Genomic DNA, 19,434 nt, shown 5'->3' on the forward strand with positions numbered 1-19,434 from the left:
GGCCTTCTACCGGACGGCCAACCTGCGGCCGAGGGATTTGGCTTGGTACATGGCCTCGTCGGCGCGGTCGAGGAGCGTCCGGACGGTGTCGTCAGAACGTACGAAGCAGGCGCCGCAGCTCGCCGTGAGCGAGAAGGAACCGGCTTCGGTGTCGAACACGTGCTCTTCGATGGCGTCGATCTCGCCGAACAGTCCTTCCATATCGCTGTCGGACAGGCCGTCGGGCACGCACAGCACGAACTCGTCGCCGCCGAAGCGGCCCACCCAAGCACCCCTCTCGCGCGCGAGGTTGCGCAGCCGGTTGGCGAAGTACACAAGCGTGTCGTCGCCGGCCACATGCCCGTACGTGTCGTTGATTAGCTTGAAGTCGTCGATATCGAGCACCACCACCGCGGCATCGGAGCCCTCGGGATGCTCCTTTGCGACCTGGATGAGGCTCTCGAGCTCATTGTTGATGTAGGTCTTGTTGAATAGCTTCGTGAAACCGTCGCGCACGGCGAGGTCGTTGAACTTCGTGATCATGTGGGTGATCTCGATGTTGTCGCGCACCTCGACGTCGGCCACGAGCAGGCTCTCGGTCACGTCCTTGATGAGCTCGAGCGCGAGCGGCTGTCCCTCCACCTCCGTCGGCAGGCTTGCGATGAGCAGCACGCGCCCGTCGAGGTACTCGATCTTGAACATGGGCGCCTGCTGCGCCAGACACGAGCGCGAGGTGCAGTTGAGGCACGGTGCGCCCTGCTTCCAGATGTGGTAGCAGGGCTCGTCCGTCACCTGCAGCGCCTCGACGTCGCGATGGTACGCGAACACCCGATGATCCCGCGCATCGACCAGCCGGTAGAAGTCGAATTGCAGCATGTCGAACGCAGCGTTCGCCACGTCCGGATGGATGTTCGCGTACGGGAACACGGCTACCCCAGTTCCGCCAGCTGCGCTTCCACGCGGGCCAGCTTGTCGGCGATTTCGGCGTGCTTGGCGCGGTCCTTCTCGACGATCTCGGGAGCAGCCTTCGCCAAGAAGCCCGGGTTCGACAGCTTCTTGTCCAGCTTAGCCGCATCGGCAGCCAATTTGACCTGCTCTTTCTGCAAACGGTCGCGCTCGGCGTCGAAATCCACGAGGCCCGACAGCACGATGTACACCTCGAGACCCGGAGCCAGCGACACGCTCGACTCGGCTGGCTTCTCCGCGTCGGCGGCAATCACGAGCGAGCTCGTGTTGCCCATGCCCTCGATGAGCCCGCGCTGCGCCTCGATGAGCGTCACGTCGGCCTCCCCCGCCTTGACCGCCACCGCAAGCTCCGTCTTCGGCGAGATGCCGTAGCGGGCGCGCGTCGAGCGGATGGCCGACACCGTCTCGGTCACCATGTCGATGGCGCGCTCGGCGTCCGCGTCCACGTAGCGCGCGAGCGAGGCGGCATCGGGCCACGCGGCCACGATGAGATACGGCGCGTCCGTGCGGTCGATGGGCAGCTGCTGGTAGATCTCCTCGGTCACGAACGGCATGATGGGATGCAGCAGGCGCAGCGCCTGGTCGAGCACGAACACGAGGTTGCGCTGGCACGCGGCGCGATCCTCCGGCGAGCCGTTCAGGCGCGCCTTCGAGAACTCGATGTACCAGTCGCAGAACTCGTTCCAGAAGAACGCGTACAGCTCGCGGGTGACCTCGCCGAACTCGAAGTTGTCGAGAGCCGCGTCCACGCGCGCCACCAACCCGGCCAGACGCGAGAAGATCCAACGGTCCACCGGCGTGACGGGCTCGGGCGCGCCCGGCTCGTAGTCGTCGAGGTTCATCAAAACGAAGCGCGCGGCGTTGCGGATCTTGTTCGCGAAGTTGCGCGAGCTTTCCAGCTTCGCCTCGTTGAACTTGAGATCCTGCGCACCCGTCACCTGCATGAGCAGGCCGAAGCGCATGCCGTCGGCGCCGTAGTCCTCCATGAGGCGCAGCGGGTCCACGCCGTTGCCGCGGCTCTTCGACATGGGCTTGCCGTCGGCCGCCATCACCGTGGGATGGATGATGACGTGCTCGAACGGGATGGTATCGGTGCAGTACATGGACGCCATCACCATGCGCGCCACCCAGAGTCCCATGATGTCGCGAGCCGTGGACAGCACCTGCGTGGGATACGCCTGCTTCATCTGCGGCGCGTCCATGCCCTCCTCGGTCCAGCCCATCGTGGCGAACGGCCACAGCTGCGACGAGAACCACGTGTCGAGCACGTCCTCGTCCTGGCGCACGGGCTTTCCGCACACGGGACAGACTTCGATATCCTCCACCGATGCGTCTTCCCAGCCGCATTCGTCGCAGTAGAACATGGGGATGCGATGGCCCCACCACAGCTGGCGCGAGATGCACCAGTCCTTGAGGTTCGCCAGCCAGTCGAGATAGACCTGCTTCCAGCGCTCGGGATGGAACTGGATGGAACCGTCCTCCACCACGCGCGACGCATCCTGCTTGAGGCCGTCCACGGCCACGAACCACTGCTCGGACTCCCAGGGCTCGAGCTTCGTGTGGCAGCGGTAGCAGGTCATCACGCTGTGGTCGTGGTCTTCCACCTTGTCGAGCAGTCCCAGCTCGTCGAACGCGGCCACCACGGCCTCGCGCGCCTCGTCGCGGTCCATGCCGCTGAACGCGCCGTAGCCGTCCACCACGTGCGCCGTCTCGTCGAAGATGTTGATGCGCTCCAGGCCGTTGCGCTCGCCCATGGCCCAGTCGTTCGGATCGTGCGCCGGCGTCGTCTTCACGCATCCGGTGCCGAACTCCATGTCCACGTGCCAGTCGGCGAAGATGGGGATCTCCCGGTCCACGAGCGGCAGCTTCACCGTCTTGCCCACGAGGTGCTTGAAGCGCTCGTCCTTGGGGTTCACCGCAACGCCCGTGTCGCCGAGCATCGTCTCGGGGCGCGTCGTCGCCACCACGAGGTACTCGAGCCCGTCTTCGGGCTCGGCGAGCGGGTAGCGCAGGTACCACAGGTGGCCCTTCTCGTCCACGTACTCGGCCTCGTCGTCGGAGATGGACGTGGTGCAGTGCGGGCACCAGTTCACGATGCGCTTGCCCTTGTAGATGAGGTCGTCGTGGTACCAGTCCACGAACAGCTTGCGCACGGCCTTCACGTACGCCGGCTCGAGCGTGAAGTGCTCGTCGGCGTAATCGCACGTGCAGCCCATGCCCTTGATCTGGTTCACGATGGTGGTGCCGTATTCCTTGTACCAGTCGTAGCACGCTTCGATGAACGCCTCGCGTCCGATTTCCAAACGACTGATGCCCTGGTCGGCCAGCTTCTTGTCCACCTTCGTCTGCGTGGAGATGCCGGCGTGGTCGGTGCCGAGAATCCAGCGCGTGGGACGGCCCTGCATGCGGGCGCGGCGGATGCACGTGTCCTGGATGGTGTCGTTGAGGGCATGGCCCATGTGCAGCACGCCCGTGATGTTCGGCGGCGGGATGACGATGGTGTACGGCTGCCCCTTGCCCGCGCCCAGTTCGGGCGTGCGCTGGAAGTAGCCCGCGTCCATCCACGCCTGGAAAAGCGGGCGCTCGTGGGCGGCGAAGTCGTAATCGATCTTCTTGCCGCCGCTCTTTTCATTCGTGTTATCGGCCATGATCTGCTCTTTCGTCGTCTCAGTCTCTCAAACCGAAAAGCGGGCGCGCCGCTCGTCGCGATCCGCCCGCTCGTATACCCGTATCCTACCTCAAAGCTATGCGCTCTGCAGGCTCGCCTCGTCGCCTTCCGGCAGGGCCTCGGTCCCGCACGTCGGCTCGATGTCCGGCTTCGTCTCCCCCGTGATGTCGCTCGCGCGGATGGTCACCGCGGACGGCCCCTTCTGCTCGGGCAGATCGTACATCACGTCTTGCAGCACGCGCTCGCAGATGGAGCGCAGGCCGCGGGCCCCCGTGCCGTGCTCGACGGCCTCGTGCGCGATGGCGCGCAGGGCCTCGGGCTCGAACGTGAGCTCGGAATCCTCGAACTCGAACATCTTGGTGTACTGCTTCACGAGCGCGTTCTTCGGCTCGGTGAGGATGCGCACCAAATCTTCCTCGGACAGCTCGTTGAGCGACGTCACCACGGGGATGCGGCCCACGAACTCGGGGATCATGCCGTACTTGTTGAGGTCCTCCGGCAACACCTGGGCCAACAGCTCGGCCTCGGCGTGCTTCTTGCTCTCGGGCAGCTCGGAGTTGAAGCCCAGGCCGCTCTTGCCCACGCGCTGCGCGATGATGTCGGACAGCCCCACGAACGCACCGCCCAGGATGAACAGGATGTTCGTGGTGTCGATGTGGATGAGCTCCTGCTGCGGATGCTTGCGCCCGCCCTGCGGCGGCACGCTCGCCTCCGTGCCCTCGACAATTTTCAACAGCGCCTGCTGCACGCCTTCGCCCGACACGTCGCGCGTGATGGACAGGTTCTCGGCCTTGCGGGCCACCTTGTCGATCTCGTCGATGTAGATGATGCCGATCTCGGCGCGCGGGATGTCGAAGTCGGCCGACGTCATGAGCTTGAGCAGGATGTTCTCCACGTCCTCGCCCACGTACCCGGCCTCGGTCAGCGTCGTGGCGTCCGCGATGGCGAACGGCACGCGCAGCGTGCGGGCCAGCGTCTGAGCCAGCAGCGTCTTGCCCGAGCCCGTGGGGCCCAGCAGCATGATGTTGCTCTTCGCCAGCTCCACGTCGCCGTCTTCGGCGTCCGCACCCAGGCTGATGCGCTTGTAGTGGTTGTACACGGCCACCGACAACGCGCGCTTCGCCTGCTCCTGGCCCACCACGTGCTCGGAAAGCTCCGCGTACAGCTCGTGAGGGGTGGGCAGATCGGCCAGCACGTCGTCCGGCGACGGGTCGGCGACCTGCGCCATCACGGCACCGTCGCCCACCCGCGCATGGCGGCCTTCTTCCGCATGGGAGAAGCCCTCGCTCGACGCGTCCGCGTCGTGGCCGGGAACGTTCAATCCCAGGTCGTGCATCATGGCGTCGGCGCATACGGAGATGCACTCGTCGCAGATGTAGATGCCGTTCGGCCCTGAGATCATAGCCGCCACCTGATGCGGCTGCTTGCCGCAGAAGGCGCAAGCGATGTCGGAGGGGTTCCGGCCTTCGAATTCGTCGTCGCGTCTGTCGTTCATGTATCCTTTTCGCTCTTCTACTCGTCGGTGCTCGGCGCAACCGCGCGCGAGGTGGTGATGCGGTCGACCAGGCCGTAGGCAACAGCCTCTTCGGCGGTCATGTAGTTGTCGCGCTCCGTGTCGTTCTGGATGGTCTCAAGCGTCTGGCCCGTGTTGTCCGCCAGGATCTTGTTCAGGCGGTTGCGGGTCTTCAGCATGAAGTCGGCAACGATGGCGATCTCGGTCTGCTGGCCCTGCGCGCCGCCGGACGGCTGGTGGATGAGCACCATGGAGTTCGGCAGGCACAGGCGCTTGCCCTTGGCACCGTTGGAAAGCAGCACGGCGGCCATGGAAGCGCATTCGCCCAGGCAGATGGTGGACACGTCGCACTTGATGAAGTCCATCGTGTCGAGGATGGCCAGACCGGCGGTCACGGAGCCGCCCGGGGAGTTGATGTAGAGGGAGATGTCTTTGTCGGGGTCGGCGCTCTCGAGGTGGAGCAGCTGCGCCACGACGGAGTTCGCCACGTTGTCGTCGATCTGCTCACCGAGGAAGATGACGCGATCGTTGAGCAGGCGGGAGTAGATGTCGTAGCTGCGCTCGCCACGGGGAGACTGCTCGATAACGTAGGGGATCAATGCGGATTTCGGATCAAAACTCATAGGTATGCCTCGCTTGTCTCTTGCGGCCGCTTGGCGGCTCTGCTTGCGTGTATGCCATAGTGCGGTGTATCGCTGCGCTGTGCAAGGCCCGGGTACCGTTTCGTTACCTCGAGCCGCCCAACCGCGCACAATCGTGCGCAGCCGGGCGGCTCGAGTTGGTGCGCGGTGCTATTCGGCGTCGTCGGCCTTGGCCGGCTCTTCCTCGTCCTTCTTCGCAGCCTTCTTCGGAGCGGCTTTCTTGGCCGGCTTCTTCGCCGGCTCGTCGCCCTCGGCTTCTTCCTTCTTCGCGGACTTCTTGGCAGCCTTCTTGGCCGGCTTCTCCTCGTCCTTCTTGGACGGGTCGATCTCGGTCACGACGGCCTTCTCCATGATGTCCTGCACGGCCTTCGTGCGCAGCACGCCCTGGCGCACCATGTGCAGCTGGCCGTTCGCACGCCACTCGGCCTGCAGGGCCTTGGGGTCCTCCACGCCGCTCTTCACGAACTCGTCGGCGACGTCCTCGTCGGTGGCCTCCATGCCGAAGTGGCGGGCCCACGCGTCGAGCGCGAGGTCCTGCTTCGACATGTCGAGCGCCTGCTGCTTGACGTCTTCCTTGAACTGGTCAGGCGTGATGCCCTGCTGCGCAAGGTACACGTCGAACGTCATGCCCTGGCTCTGAAGCTGCTGGAAGAAGTCCTGGATCAGGCTGGCTTCCGCATCCTCGCGCAGGGCCTCGGGCACCTCGGCCTCCACACGCTCGGCGAGCGCGTACAGGCAGGCGTTCTCCTTGAGGCGCGGCATGATGTCGGCCTTCTGGCTGGCGATGGACTCGGCGATGCGCGTGCGCAGGTCCTCGACGCTCTCGAAGCCCATCTGCTCCTTGGCCCACTCGTCGGTGACCTCGGGGACGATCTTCTTCTTGACGACCTTGACCTCCACCTCGAAGGTGATCTTGTCGGTCTTGCCGGCCAGCGAGGACAGCATGATCGGCGGGTCGGCCGGCATGTCGAGGGTGAAGGTGGCCGTCTGGCCCTTCTTCAGGCCCACGAGCTGCTCGTCGAACTCGGCCGGGAACAGGTTGGCGCCCAGGCCGTAGGGACGGTTCTCCGTCGTGAGGGACGGGATTTCCTCGCCCTTGTCGTCGGTTGCCTTCATGGCCAGGTCGATGTAGCTGTCGGCCTTCACCTTCGTGGCGGCGGAAGCGTCCTCGAAGGAGTAGTAGTGCTCGCGCAGGGCATCGATCTGCTCGTCGACCTCGGCGTCGCTCGCACCGTCGGCGGGCAGCTCGATCTCGACGGGCTCGTAGTTGGCGATCTCGATCTCCGGCTTCACCGTGACGGTGAAGGAGAAGGTGTAGGGCTTGCCGGCCTCGACGAGGTCGGTTTCGTCGAACTCGGGCTTGGCGATGGGGAACAAGCCGCAGTCGTCGACGGCGAGAGGATAGGTGGCGTTGACGACATCGTCGGTCACCGTAGCGCGAACGGCTTCGGCGCCCAGGGCGTTGTCGATGATCGGGCGCGGGGCCTTGCCCTTGCGGAACCCGGGGAAGTTGTACTTGTTGGCGAAGTCCTTGTAGGTCTTCTTGATGCGGGCATCGATGTCCGTGGCATCGACGGTAACGGTCACCTTCGTGCGGTTATCTTCCAATGCCTCAACTTTTGTTTCCACTTACTATCCTCCATCATTCATATGTCGCCTTGCGGCATCGTGCGGTGCGACTGCCTTGGCTTTCATGCGGTGATGCGCGTAGAACCGGCTGAGAGCCAAGCACACCGAGACGGAATTATCGCACATATGGAGCCTTTGAGGAAGCAAAGATGACGGAGGTTCACGAAGAACCGACGAAACGTGCCCACCGGGGCGCTCGCAGCGCCCGAACAAGACTTATCGGAACGTAACAGATCGATTTCTTCCCCCTCCCGACCGCCGGGTCACGGTATCATGGTTCCATTCCATTTTGACCGTGCACGACGCGAGAGGCCCTATGCCCACCATCGATCTCAACATACTGCAGGAACGCGAACTCGCACGCCTGTTGGACTACGAACGCGCCACGTGCACCGTGGACGGCGACCTCGTGTACCACTGCGCGTTCCCCTACCGCCCCGAAGACGATTTGCAGATGGAGCTCATCGCGCACGGCGCGCTCATGCAGAAGATCGACGACCGGCGCGGCACCGTGGTCACCATCACCTCCGACGGCTACTCCTACTTCCCCATGCTCAAGCAGGAAGAGGAGGAGCGCCGCCGCCGCGAACGCCGCGAAACCCGTCTCGTGGGAACCGCCGCCGTGTTCGCCCTCATCGCCGTCGTCATCGGCTTTTTGCTGGGCAAGTTCTTCGCGTAAGCCCGATGGCGGACGAGCGCGCGCGGATTCTGCTGACCGAAGGCTCGAGCCTCACCTCCCGAGAGACGCTCACCGCGCTGCGCTCCTGCGGCCTGGACGTGGACGTTCTGTCCTGCGCTTCGCTGCCCCTCGCCCGCTTCAGCCGATGGCGCGGCCGTCTGCTGCGCGTGCCGAACGCGAACGCCGACCCCCTCGCCTACCTCGAACAACTCGTGAGCCTCGTCGACGAAGGAGGCTACATCGCCGTGCTGCCCACCCACGAGCAGGCGTGGCTTCTAGCGGAAGGGCGCCGAGCGGGCCTCGTGCCCGATCGCGTGCCCCTCGCCCTCGCCTCGGCGGAGGCGTTCGCACGCGTGCAGGGCAAGATCGCCTTCGCCGAGCTGCTCGACGAGCTGGACGTGCCGCAGCCCACGTGGCGTCCTATCGCGACGGGCGATGCGACGCTGCCCGACCTGCCGCTGCCGTTCTGGGTGAAGGCAGATTTCGGCACCGCGGGGCGCTCGACCCGGCGGGTGCATGACGCGGAAACGTTTCGCCGCACCGTGGCGGCGTTGTCCGCGAGCGGGACGCGCCTCATGGCGCAGGCCGAGGCGCCGGGAACCTACGGCCAGGTTGCGGGCTTGTTCGACCAAGGCCGCCTCGTCGCGTCCCACACCACCGTGCAGACGGGCGTCGGTGCGGGGAACTCCGCCGCAGCCCGCCTGAGCGTGGACTTCCCCCTCGCCCGGAAGCACCTTGCGCTCGTCGGCGAGCGCATCGGCTGGCACGGACCCCTCACGCTCGACTTCATGCACGTGGACGGGCGCCCCCGCTACCTCGAATGCAATCCGCGCATGATCGAGCCGGGCAACGCCGAGCGCGCGGGCGTCAACTTCCCCGCGCTGCTCATGGAGCTGTCGCGCGGCGTGTCGTTCGACGGGCCCCCGCTCGTGGGAGCGCCCGGCGTGCGCACGCGCAGCCGGCAGGCGCTGCTCTTGGGCGCGGCCGAGCGGTGCGGCACGCGGCGCGCCGTGTTCGAGGCCCTCGTGCGCCCCGCGCCGGGCATCGAGGTGCTCACGCCCGTGCGCGCCGACCCGCCGAGCATCGTGCCCCTTGCCGCAGTGGCTGCGCGCCTGCTGGCGAACCCGCGCAGCGTGGCCGCCATCGCCGCCGACGCCGTGAGCGCCTACAGCGTGGAACCCGCGGCCATCGAGCGCATCCGATCGGAAGGCGCGCACGCGCGATCGGCGTAAACGACCGCCGTCTGCAGGTCGTCGGTTCCATTCGGCCGCTTTTTTGCTATCATGGGCGCTGCGCGGTTTCGAAACGCGCCTAAAACGTGCGGGCGTGGCGGAATTGGCAGACGCGCCAGATTTAGGTTCTGGTGGGGAAACTCGTGAAGGTTCAAGTCCTTTCGCCCGCACCAGCTGGGGGGAGGGTGCCATCGGCATCCTCCCCCCAGCTGTTTTCGCCCCGGGAAAGGAAGAGGAAAGCTTATGGGTATCAAGAAGGTTGCGCAGGCGTGGAACGCGGTGAGCCTCGTGAAGCGCATCGTCATCGGGCTCGTGATCGGCGGCGTGCTGGGCGTCGTCGTGCCGAACGTCGAGATCATCACGCTGTTGGGCACGCTGTTCGTGTCGGCGTTGAAGGGCGTGGCGCCCATTCTCGTATTCTTCCTGGTCATCAGCGCGCTGGCGAACGCGAAGGCCGCCGGCTCCATGAAAACCGTCGTGCTGCTGTACGTGGTGAGCACGTTCATCGCGGCGCTCGTGGCCGTGGTGGCCAGCTTCCTGTTCCCCATCGAACTCACGCTGTCGGCGCCGGCCATCGAGCAAAGCTCGCCGTCGGGCATCGGCGAGGTGCTGGGCACGCTCGTGATGAACGTGGTGTCGAACCCCCTCGACGCGCTGATGAACGCGAACTACATCGGTATCCTCGCCTGGGCCGTCGTGCTGGGCATTGCGCTGCGCGCCGCATCGCAGAACACGAAGGACGTGTTCACGAGCGTGTCCGACGCCGTGTCGCAGGTGGTGCGCTGGGTGATCGCGCTCGCTCCCTTCGGCATCCTGGGGCTTGTGTACTCCACGGTGAGCAAGAACGGGCTGGAAATCTTCACCGAGTACGGCCAGCTGCTGCTCGTGCTCGTGGGCTGCATGCTGTTCATCGCCTTCGTCACGAACCCGCTGCTCGTGTTCTGGGGCATCCGCAAGAACCCCTACCCCCTCGTGCTACGCTGCCTGAAGGACAGCGGCATCACGGCGTTCTTCACGCGCAGCTCGGCGGCGAACATCCCCGTGAACATGGAGCTGTGCCGCAAGCTGGGCCTCGACAAGGACAACTACTCGGTGTCCATCCCGCTCGGCGCCACCATCAACATGGCCGGCGCGGCCGTCACCATCTCGGTCATGGCCATGGCGGCGGCGCACACGATGGGCGTGGCCATCGACCTGCCCACCGCGGTCATCCTGAGCGCGCTCGCGGCCGTGTCCGCATGCGGCGCGTCGGGCGTGGCGGGCGGGTCGCTCCTGCTCATCCCGCTGGCGTGCTCGCTGTTCGGCATCGGCAACGACGTGGCCATGCAGGTGGTGGGCATCGGCTTCATCATCGGCGTCATCCAGGACTCGTGCGAGACGGCGCTCAACTCGTCCTCCGACGTGCTGTTCACGGCCACCTCGGAGTACCGCGAATGGCGGCGCGAGGGCCGCGAGATCACCTTCGGCAAAGACGCGTTCAGCGAAGACGAACTGGCGTAGGCGACGTGCCGCAAGCGAAATGCGCAAGACCAGACGGAGCCCCGCATCTGCGGGGCTCCGTTCGTTTTGGGGCTTGAAGGGGACGTGCGGCGCGCGACCTACTGGTCCACCACCGCCACCGTGTAGGCGTTGTCGCCCACCGTGAAGGGCTTGAGCAGGTTCTCGACGAGGGTGTGCGCCTGGGTTTTGGCCTGCTCGAGCATGTTCGCCTGGTTCACCTTGCCCTCGGCGTCGGTTTGCGCCACCTTGAGTGCCTCGGCCGTGTCCTGCTTGTTCTCCCAGTTGAACAGCGCGAACGACGAGTCGTAGAACTCGATGGAGTTCGGGTCGATCTCGATGCCCAGCAGCTTCGGCGCGGGCAGGCTCACCGTGATGGCGTTGCCGCTCACCTCGACGCTCGCCTGCGCCAAATCGACGCCCGCGCGCACCTCGGCGTCGTAGACCATGGTGAACGCCTTCTTCGTGATGAAGTCGATGTCGCCGTTCTCGTAGCGCACGAGGCCGCGGTAGTCGAGCTTGGCCGTGGCCAGCTCGCTGCAGTCGGACAACTGCTCCTGGATGGATGTGGACGAAAGCGAGACGCTAGGCTCGAGCGTGCGCTGCACGGCGAGCGTCCCGAACACGCCGGCCGCGACGAGCGCGACGGCGACGACGAGCATGACGATCTTCTTCAAGGCGGGCCTCCCGGGTTGACGGCGCGCCGAGGACGGCGCGCGCGGCGTTTCTCGCCGCCCAGCATACCATGAGCGGGCCGCCCTTCGAACATCCCGGAGAGCCTCAACCGGCAGTTGTCAACCGCTCGTTGAGGAAAACGCACACCGCCCCGCCGCGGGAGCGGACGGGGCGGTGCGGTGCGGGCGCGTACGGAGGCTACGAGGCGGAGACGACGCGGGGCTCGCCGTCGCGCTGTTCGACGACCACGCCGTCGAGGTCGGCGACGTAGGACTTGAACTGCGAGTAGCCCAGATCGCGCAGCTTGAACGTGCGGAACTTCGCGCGCACCCGCTTGCCGAGCAGCGCGAGCGCGACGCCCTCGGGGCCGGCTTCGGCCGCAAGCTGGCGGACGAGGGCCTCGGGCGTGGAGGCGTCGGCAGGCTGGGAGGCCGGCTTGGCGGGCTTGGGGGCACTGGCGGGCTGAGGGGCGCTAGCGGGCTTGGGTGCGGGCTTCGCCGCGGGTTTCGCTCGCTTGGCAGCCGGCTTGGGCGCGGGCTGCTCCTTCGCGCTCGCGCGCGATGCCGTGGCCTTCCTGCGCGCGCGGCCAGGGCGGTTGTCGGCCGCAGGGGCGGGCTCGGGCTCGCCTGCGGGCGCCGGTTCGGCTGCGGGTTCGGACGCCGGCTCGACGACCGTCTCGGGCGCCGCCGCAGGCTCGGAGGCCGTCTCGACGACCTGCGCCGGCTGCGGCTTCTTTGCGTTCTTCGCCGACGAGACGCGCGTGGAGCGGCGCGGCTTCTTCTCGGACGCCGTCGCGGCCTCCGTCGACTCCGCCGGCTCGGGCGCGGCGGCGGGCACCTCGGCGTCGGCGCTCGGCGCGGCAGCCTCGCCCGCGTCCTCGCGCGCCGGCGCGGTCGGCGCCTCGGCGGCGCGGCCCTTGCCTCCCGAGCCCTTCCGGCGGCGCGGCTTCTCGCGCGCCGGCTCTTCCTCAACGGCGACGGCCTCTTCAACCGTGGGCTCCTCCGCCTGCTCGCCCGCGTGCTCGGCAACCGGTTCGCGCCCGGCGTCCTTGTCTTCGGCAAGCTCGACGGTCACCGAGCTGCCGTCCTTCGTGATGCGGATGCCGGCGAACTCGTCGAGCAGCTTCTTGAGCTGGTTCGTTCCGTAGCTGCGCACGTCGAAGTCGGGGTAGCGCTTCAGAAGGCGGCTGCCCACCTCGCCGAGCCCCGTCGACTTGCCGTTGTTGAGGTTGTCGGTGATGATGTTCACCACGGCCTGCTCGAGCTCTTCCTTGCTCATCGCCGAGGCCACGGCGTTCTGATTGCCCGCCGAAGCGCCCTGCTCGTGGCGGTTCTTGCTGCGGTTGCTCTGCTTGCTGGGCTGATCGCCCAGCAGCAGCTCGAGCGTGGTGAAGATGTCGCACGCCTTGCGGAAGGGCACGGGCGTCTTCTTCTCCCCCATGCCGATGACCGTGAGGCCGCTCTCGCGGATGCGGCTGGCGAGGCGCGTGAAGTCGCTGTCGCTCGACACGATGCAGAAGCCCTCCACCGAGCGCGTGTACAAAATGTCCATCGCGTCGATGATCATGGCCGAGTCGGTGGCGTTCTTGCCCTGCGTGTAGCCGAACTGCTGGATGGGCGTGATGGAGTTCTCGAGCAGCGCGTCCTTCCATTTGGCATGGAGCGTGAGCGTCCAGTCGCCGTAGATGCGCTTGTAGGTGACGGTGCCGTACTTCGACAGCTCGTCGGTGATGGGTTTTATGTACTTCGCCGACACGTTGTCGGCATCGATCAAAAGTGCGAACCGCTTTTCAGACGATTGCTTGCTATCCAATGTGGTGCTCCTCATTCCGATTGTGGGCGAGCCGAATGCTCGAACCCTCGGACGCCGCCTTCCGACCAAGCCCTCTGGACCGGCCGTTTCGGCGTCTTATCTGATTCTATACTACCTGAAACTGAGTAAATGGCAGGCAATTGCAAATTGCCTGACACATTTTGTTCATTTTCCTCTTGCGCTCGGGCTCGATAATCCGTATACTTCCACCTTGCGCCTTGGTGGGTGTAGTTCAGTCGGCTAGAACGCCAGATTGTGGCTCTGGAGGTCGTGGGTTCAAGTCCCATCATCCACCCCAGCGCGCTTAGTAAAAGTTTTGAAAAAGTGCTTGCAATTGCTGGAACCGTGCTTTAAAATAATCCAGCGCTTTGCGCACTTCGAGTTCTGAACTTTGACATAGGCGTTACTTTTTCGGACTGTTAGCTTAGTTGGTAGAGCAGGGGACTCTTAATCCCAAGGTCCGGGGTTCGAGTCCCCGACAGTCCACCAGAACTTAACCAGCCCGGAGGCATCAGCCTCCGGGCTGTTTTCTTTTTCAGGCAGGAACAATGCCCCAATTGCGCAAAAATATGTGCAACATCGCGCTCCTTCAACCGTGTTGGTTACGGAAAGGAGATGGGTTATGACTACAGGTTGCGAAGCTCTCGATGCACCGGGATCTCCGGGAGCTCGGCCGAATGCTGCAGCGATCGGCCGAAGACCCGGCAGGACAGGAGGACGCGCCATCGGACGCATTGCCGACACCGTCGCGCTCGAGGGCGCCGTGGAACGCTGGGGCGATACCGTGCTGCGCCTCGCCGTCAGCCGCATGGGCAACGCCGCCGACGCCGAGGACGTATTCCAAACGGTGTTCATGCGGCTGCTGCAAGCGGGCGAGGCGTTCGAAGACGACGACCACCTGAAGGCGTGGCTGCTGCGCGTCACCATCAACTGCTGCAACGACGTGCATCGCAGCCCCTGGCGAAAGCGCCGCGCCGAGCTCAGCGACGCCACGGCGGCCACGCTGCGCGCCTCGGCCCTCGACGAGCCCGGGCGCGAGCCCGACGACGCGTTCGCCGCGCGCAACCTCGACCGCGACGATCTGGCCGCGGCCCTCGCCCGCCTCACCGACCAGCAGCGCACGGTGGTGCACCTGTTCTACTTCGAAGGATACGCGACCGACGAGATAGCGCAGATCACCGGCGAACGCCCGAGCACCGTGCGATCCCACCTCCACCGCGCACGCAAGGCCCTCAAGATCAACCTAGGAGCGCACTCATGAACGAACACGATTTCCGCAGGGAGTACGAATCCCTCCAGCATCAGGTGCACGCGTCGTCCGACCTCAAGCAGCGCACGCTCGCCGCTGCGCGCGCCTCCGCCCGTCCTGCGGCCGCGCAGCCGCATCGGCGCACCGACCGCCGCGGCCCTCAGGCCGGCGGCGGCGCGGCCGTCGTCCGGCGATGGGGCCTGCCCGTGGCGGCGTGCCTCGTCACCGTCGCCCTCGTGGCGGGCGGCGCGCCTGCCATCGTGGCCGCCTTCAACGGGGCGTCCGAGCCGGGCACGACCCTCAACGAGGCCGCGCTGGCAAGCGGCTTCTCGGTGCGCGCCTGGGCCGCCGACGGCTCGTCCATCCTCGAGCTGGGCAACGACGGGACGATCATCTTCGATCGCGACACGAGCTCGGGCCTGCCCGCAGGCGACGAGTACGCGAGCGAAGGCTACTTCACCGGCTGCCTGTTCCGCGTGCAGGGCGACGGCATCGCCCGCGTGCAGATGAACGTCTCGAAGGGCGAGCTATACCGCTTCACCTCCGAGCGCTTCACGCGCAGCGAGGGCGGCGACAAATGGAACGAAGCGCTCAACTGGAAGCCGTCGAAGCGCGGCACGGGCTCCTACTTCAGCGGATACGACGCCGTCCAGCCCATCAGCGAGGACGACGGCCTGCCGAAGGACTCCCCCGACAAGCGCGTGGGCGTCAACCTGTCGAAGAAGCTTGGCAGCACCATCGACGTGTCCGCGGCCGACGACCCCGGCATCGCCACGGGAGAGACGAGCTTCGGCCTGTGGACGAACGACCCCTACGACGACGCCACGCGCAACTCGTTCAACGCCGTCATCGACCTGTTCGAGGGGCAGACGCTCACCGTCACCGTCACGTTCGACGACGGCCACACCTCCACGCAGGTCATCGAGCTGCACGCGGCCAGCATCAAGGTCGAGCACGAGAACGGCACGTCGAAGCTCGTCGGCGAGATCGTCGACGAGGAAGACGCCCTCCACTCCCTCTACGGCACCGTAGTAGAAGCCAACAAGGACCCGTTCCCGCTGTCGCTCGACAACGCCAACAGCCTTGCCGGCGCAGTGCTGCCCGCGACGACGTTCGAGCGCGCGAGCGAGCTCCAGGCAACCGACCAGACCGCTGCCGACGACGACCTCGTGACGGAGGGTGGAAGCATCGAAATCGCGCACCTCGACCCCTCCGGGAAAACCGCCGCGTCCCTCGTCATCGGGTATCCGACGCTTGCCGCCTCCACCCTGCCGCCCAACGGCAAGACCCCTGCCGAGTTCATCGGGGTGACGCAGGACCTGCGCGGCGACCTTGATTACATGAACAAGCTCTCGAACGAGGTGTTCGGCTACGGCTTCAACGACGACGGCAGCCTGACGAGCGACGAGCACCGCTACGTCACCGCCACGTTCGACGTGACGAACCCCGGCGATGCCGAGACCACGTTCTACCCCTCGGCGATCATGCAGTTCGACCTGCGCGACGAGGGCGGCGCCCTTTCCGTCGCGAACACGAGCTACGCCTTGGACTACCAGGTGGACGGCGCAGACAACGGAGGCACCGGAAGCACCGTCGCCCTCGCCCCCGGCGCCACGGTGCAGGTGACCATCCTGCGCGTGCTGCCGAACCGCCTCATCGACGACGAGAACCTCGTGCTCGCTCCCTTCGTCTACCTCAATGCGATCCCAACCGAGCCCATCGCCACCCAGGCGTTCTCCATCGCCGACCAGCTCTAGCCGTCACGCGCCTGCCGCACGCACGCGCCCCGCGGGTTGAACCTGCGGGGCGCTTCGCGGTTCGGCGCTCACTCCCGAGCGAGCTTGCGGGCTCCCAGATACGTCACGGCGAAGTACACGCCGTACACCGCCAGGAAGCACGCGGCGCAGGTGAGGGCCATCGAGCCGATGTCGAGATGGCCGAACACCGCCACGACGTCGGTGACCACCACGAGCGCGCACGCCGAGTGCGCCACCGCCAGCAGCAGCGGGAACAGGAAGTACACGAGCACCTGCGCGAACAGCGCGCCGTTGATCATGCCTTCGGGGGCGCCCAGCTTGCGCAGCAGACCGTAGCGGCGCGCGTTGTCGGACGCGTCGGACAGCTGCTGGATGGCCAGGATGGCCGCGCAGGCGATGACCAGCACGAAGCCCAGGTAGATGGCCAGGTACGCCACCACCGTGGACAAGCCGATGCTCTGGTCGTACACGTCGGTGCGCGTGATGGACAGCGTGATGGGCCAGGTGTCGGGATTGTCGGTGTCGGAGATCTTGTCCATGAGCGCGCCGAAGGCCACCTCGTCCGCATCGCTTCCGCACGACACGTTCAGCGTGGACTGCAGGACGACCGCGCGGGCCGGCACGACGTCGTCGGGCACGACGAGGGTGCCCGTGTTCATCGGGAACGGCGTGGTTTGCAGCGCGTCGCCGCAAAACGACGTCACGGTGAGCTCGTGCCCGCTCACGTCCAGCTTCGTCTTCGCATCCACCACGCGCTGGTAGAAGGCGCTCGTGATGTCGGAGTCGCTGAACACGGCGCACTCCCCCGCTCCCAGCTCCACCGTGGGCTTGCCCGCCAGTTCGAGCGCGGCGTTCACCTGCGACAACTTCGCCACGTACACGGGGTACACGCCGTAGCCGCTGGTGATGGACGATCCCGCGAAGTCGGACAGCGTAAGGCCGCTCGCCTGCTCGACGTCGTCCATCACCAGGCCGTCCTCGGGGTCCACGAGCAGGTCGACCTGCGCCGAGCGGTCCACGAGCGCGTCGAAGTCGCTCGCGCCGAGCGTCTCCGCGCTCGCGCGCAGCCCCGCCGCCATGTCGTAGCCCTGCGCCTCGGCGAACTCCCCGAACGCGCCGAGCGGCGCCGCCTCGAAGCCCGCCTCGGCCGTGTACGAGCCGAACGACGTGGACACGCTCGCGCTGTACGGCGTGCCCTTCTCGAGCGAGCCCTCCATGGCGTTGCGGATGCCGATGCCGCCGCACACGCTGGTGATGGCGAGGAACAGCACGAGGCACACGATGGACAGCGACGCGAACGTCGTGTTCACCTTCGCGTTCAGCTGCCGCAGCGTGAACATGTTGAGGCCGCGCAGGTACACGGGCTTGACCAGCTGCACGAGCTTGAGCAGAAAGCCCGACAGCGCGTAGAAGAACAGCACCGTGCCCACGCACACGAGCACCGTGGCGGCAGCGAACTGGGGCGACGGCTCCATGAGCCCGTTGTCGATGAGCAGCTTGTACGACACGCCGATGATCACGAGCGAAACCGCGAACAGCACGATCGACAGCGGCAGGCTCGTGAGCTTCATCTCCTCGTTCTTGCTCCCCGCATGCAGAAGCTCGATGAGCTTCGCCTTCGCCACCGTTCGCGCGTTCAGCAGGGCGGCTGCCACGAAGATGGCGGCGAACACGGCGATGGTCTTCACGAAGGCGTCGGCCGAGAACACGAACGCGAACCCGCTCGCGTCGGCCACGTCGGCCTGGAACAGCGCCGACGTCAGCATGAGCAGCAGCTGCGAGAGCCCCAGACCCGCCAGCAGGCCCACCGCGAGCGACGCGGCGCCCACGATGAGCGACTCGAGCGCGACGATCTTCACCACGTCGGCCGTGCTCATGCCCAGCGTGAGATACAACCCGAACTCGCGCTTGCGCCGACGGATGAGGAAGCTGTTCGCGTACACCACGAGGAACACGAGCACGAAGGCGATGAACACCGACACGCCGCCGATGACCATGCCCAACAGGTCGAACATCCTGTCCTGCGTCTGCGAGAAGGCCAGCACGCCCTGCTGCGCCGTCATGGAGTTGAACGCGTAGAACACCGCCACGCCCAGCATGACCGTGAGAAAGTAGATGCCGAAGTCCGCGAGGGACTTGCGCACGTTGCCGAGCGCGAGCCTAGCCAGCATGGCGCGCCCCCTCGCCCGCGACGGCAGCCTCCTGGGCCTCGTCGCCCGCGCCGCCCATGCTGGACACGATGTCGACGATCTTGCGGTAGAACACGCCGCGGTCGGCGCCCGAGCGCCGCAGCTCGCCGTAGAGCGCGCCGTCCTTGATGAACACGATGCGGTTGCAGTAGCTGGCCGAGAACGAGTCGTGCGTGACCATGAGGATGGTCGATCCCGTCTCGTTGAGGTACTCGAGCGATTCCAGCAGCTGGCGCGCCGACTTCGAATCGAGCGCGCCCGTGGGCTCGTCGGCCAGCACGAGGCGCGGACGCGTCACCGTGGCGCGCGCGGCCGCCACGCGCTGCTTCTGGCCGCCCGACATCTGGTAGGGGTACTTCTGCAGCACGTCCACGATGCCCAGCTGGCGCGCCGCCTCCTGCACGCGCCCGTCGATCTCGCGGGTCGGCGTCTTCTGGATGGTCAGCGCCAGCGCGATGTTCTCGTAGGCGGTGAGGGTGTCGAGCAGGTTGGAATCCTGGAAGATGAACCCGAGGTCCTCGCGGCGGAACTTCGCCAGCTCCTTGCCGGCCAGCTGCGTCACGTCGCGCCCGCCGATGACGATCTGCCCGCTCGACGGCGCGTCGATGGTGGCCAGGCAGTTGAGCAGCGTCGACTTGCCCGAGCCGCTCGGTCCCATGATGCCGGTGAACTCGCCGGCGCACACCGCGAAGCTCACGCGGTCGAGCGCCTGCGTCACGCTCGCATCGTGCTTGCGCCCCTCGATGCCGTAGCGCTTGCTCACGGCACGCACTTCCACCACTGTCGATCCGTTTCGATCCCGTGCGTCCATCGTCTGCTCCTTCTCTCGCATTCCGGTACGCCTCCAGTGTAGGAACCCCTCCTTACGCCGCCCTGCAGCCCACCTTGCACCTGCCTTACGATGCGCCGAACCAGGCGCGCGGGCCGGGCCGCGTGTGCCATACTGGA

14 protein-coding genes and 3 tRNA genes are annotated in these 19,434 nt (G+C 66.2%); 8 read left to right on the forward strand and 9 right to left on the reverse strand.

Annotated features, from left to right (window positions below; genetic code table 11):
* Window positions 1-6: 6 nt before the first annotated feature.
* The 5 genes from C1876_RS03825 to tig form a co-directional block, all read right to left on the reverse strand.
* Window positions 7-906 carry a GGDEF domain-containing protein gene (locus C1876_RS03825; RefSeq protein WP_114545403.1) on the reverse strand — a complete coding sequence of 300 codons (900 nt, stop codon included), beginning with the start codon at window positions 904-906 and terminating at the stop codon, window positions 7-9.
* A gap of 2 nt (window positions 907-908) precedes the next feature.
* Window positions 909-3,593, reverse strand: coding sequence for a valine--tRNA ligase (locus C1876_RS03830; RefSeq protein WP_114545404.1), 2,685 nt, complete (start codon window positions 3,591-3,593; stop codon window positions 909-911).
* A gap of 96 nt (window positions 3,594-3,689) precedes the next feature.
* The gene (gene clpX / locus C1876_RS03835; RefSeq protein ID WP_114545405.1) at window positions 3,690-5,108 is read right to left on the reverse strand and encodes an ATP-dependent Clp protease ATP-binding subunit ClpX; all 1,419 of its coding nucleotides are present in this window, start codon (window positions 5,106-5,108) and stop codon (window positions 3,690-3,692) included.
* 17 nt (window positions 5,109-5,125) lie between these two features.
* Window positions 5,126-5,749, reverse strand: coding sequence for an ATP-dependent Clp protease proteolytic subunit (locus tag C1876_RS03840; protein WP_009304212.1), 624 nt, complete (start codon window positions 5,747-5,749; stop codon window positions 5,126-5,128).
* A 168-nt stretch (window positions 5,750-5,917) separates the two neighbouring features.
* Window positions 5,918-7,396, reverse strand: a complete 1,479-nt coding sequence (gene tig, locus C1876_RS03845) for a trigger factor (protein ID WP_114545406.1) — start codon at window positions 7,394-7,396, stop codon at window positions 5,918-5,920.
* A gap of 316 nt (window positions 7,397-7,712) precedes the next feature.
* Between tig and C1876_RS03850 the strand changes: the two genes are divergently transcribed.
* The 4 genes from C1876_RS03850 (at window position 7,713) to sstT (ending at window position 10,807) form a co-directional block, all read left to right on the forward strand.
* Window positions 7,713-8,075 (forward strand): hypothetical protein, encoded by a 363-nt coding sequence (locus C1876_RS03850; protein ID WP_114545407.1) that lies wholly within the window; start codon window positions 7,713-7,715, stop codon window positions 8,073-8,075.
* A gap of 5 nt (window positions 8,076-8,080) precedes the next feature.
* Complete coding sequence (locus C1876_RS03855; RefSeq protein ID WP_114545408.1) at window positions 8,081-9,307, forward strand: ATP-grasp domain-containing protein; 1,227 nt, start codon at window positions 8,081-8,083, stop codon at window positions 9,305-9,307.
* Window positions 9,308-9,395: 88 nt separating this feature from the next.
* Window positions 9,396-9,480: transfer RNA gene (locus C1876_RS03860), tRNA-Leu, on the forward strand.
* A gap of 70 nt (window positions 9,481-9,550) precedes the next feature.
* A complete protein-coding gene (gene sstT / locus C1876_RS03865; RefSeq protein WP_114545409.1) occupies window positions 9,551-10,807 on the forward strand; it encodes a serine/threonine transporter SstT in 1,257 nt (418 codons plus the stop codon).
* 98 nt (window positions 10,808-10,905) lie between these two features.
* On the opposite strand, the gene C1876_RS03870 is transcribed toward sstT, so the two are convergent.
* Together C1876_RS03870 and C1876_RS03875 are read right to left on the reverse strand one after the other, a co-directional pair.
* Window positions 10,906-11,481 (reverse strand): DUF4230 domain-containing protein, encoded by a 576-nt coding sequence (locus C1876_RS03870; protein ID WP_114545410.1) that lies wholly within the window; start codon window positions 11,479-11,481, stop codon window positions 10,906-10,908.
* A gap of 196 nt (window positions 11,482-11,677) precedes the next feature.
* Window positions 11,678-13,291 (reverse strand): NYN domain-containing protein, encoded by a 1,614-nt coding sequence (locus tag C1876_RS03875; protein ID WP_211309500.1) that lies wholly within the window; start codon window positions 13,289-13,291, stop codon window positions 11,678-11,680.
* A gap of 221 nt (window positions 13,292-13,512) precedes the next feature.
* On the opposite strand from C1876_RS03875, the gene C1876_RS03880 reads away from it, so the two are divergent.
* From C1876_RS03880 to C1876_RS03895, 4 genes are all read left to right on the forward strand, one after another.
* Window positions 13,513-13,589: transfer RNA gene (locus C1876_RS03880), tRNA-His, on the forward strand.
* 115 nt (window positions 13,590-13,704) lie between these two features.
* A tRNA-Lys gene (locus C1876_RS03885) sits at window positions 13,705-13,780 on the forward strand.
* Between the two features lie 133 nt (window positions 13,781-13,913).
* Window positions 13,914-14,552 (forward strand): RNA polymerase sigma factor, encoded by a 639-nt coding sequence (locus tag C1876_RS03890; protein ID WP_114545412.1) that lies wholly within the window; start codon window positions 13,914-13,916, stop codon window positions 14,550-14,552.
* Window positions 14,549-16,297, forward strand: coding sequence for a hypothetical protein (locus C1876_RS03895; protein WP_114545413.1), 1,749 nt, complete (start codon window positions 14,549-14,551; stop codon window positions 16,295-16,297). The genes C1876_RS03890 and C1876_RS03895 overlap by 4 nt, the downstream gene beginning before the upstream one ends.
* A 68-nt stretch (window positions 16,298-16,365) precedes the next feature.
* On the opposite strand, the gene C1876_RS03900 is transcribed toward C1876_RS03895, so the two are convergent.
* Both C1876_RS03900 and C1876_RS03905 read right to left on the reverse strand, forming a co-directional pair.
* A complete protein-coding gene (locus tag C1876_RS03900; RefSeq protein WP_114545414.1) occupies window positions 16,366-18,468 on the reverse strand; it encodes an FtsX-like permease family protein in 2,103 nt (700 codons plus the stop codon).
* Entirely contained in the window at window positions 18,458-19,297 is an 840-nt protein-coding gene (locus tag C1876_RS03905) for an ABC transporter ATP-binding protein (RefSeq protein WP_114545415.1), read from the reverse strand. The genes C1876_RS03900 and C1876_RS03905 overlap by 11 nt, the downstream gene beginning before the upstream one ends.
* Window positions 19,298-19,434 lie beyond the last annotated feature (137 nt).

Source organism: Eggerthella sinensis (genome assembly GCF_003339815.1).
In the GTDB taxonomy this organism is placed as follows: Bacteria; Actinomycetota; Coriobacteriia; order Coriobacteriales; family Eggerthellaceae; genus Eggerthella; species Eggerthella sinensis.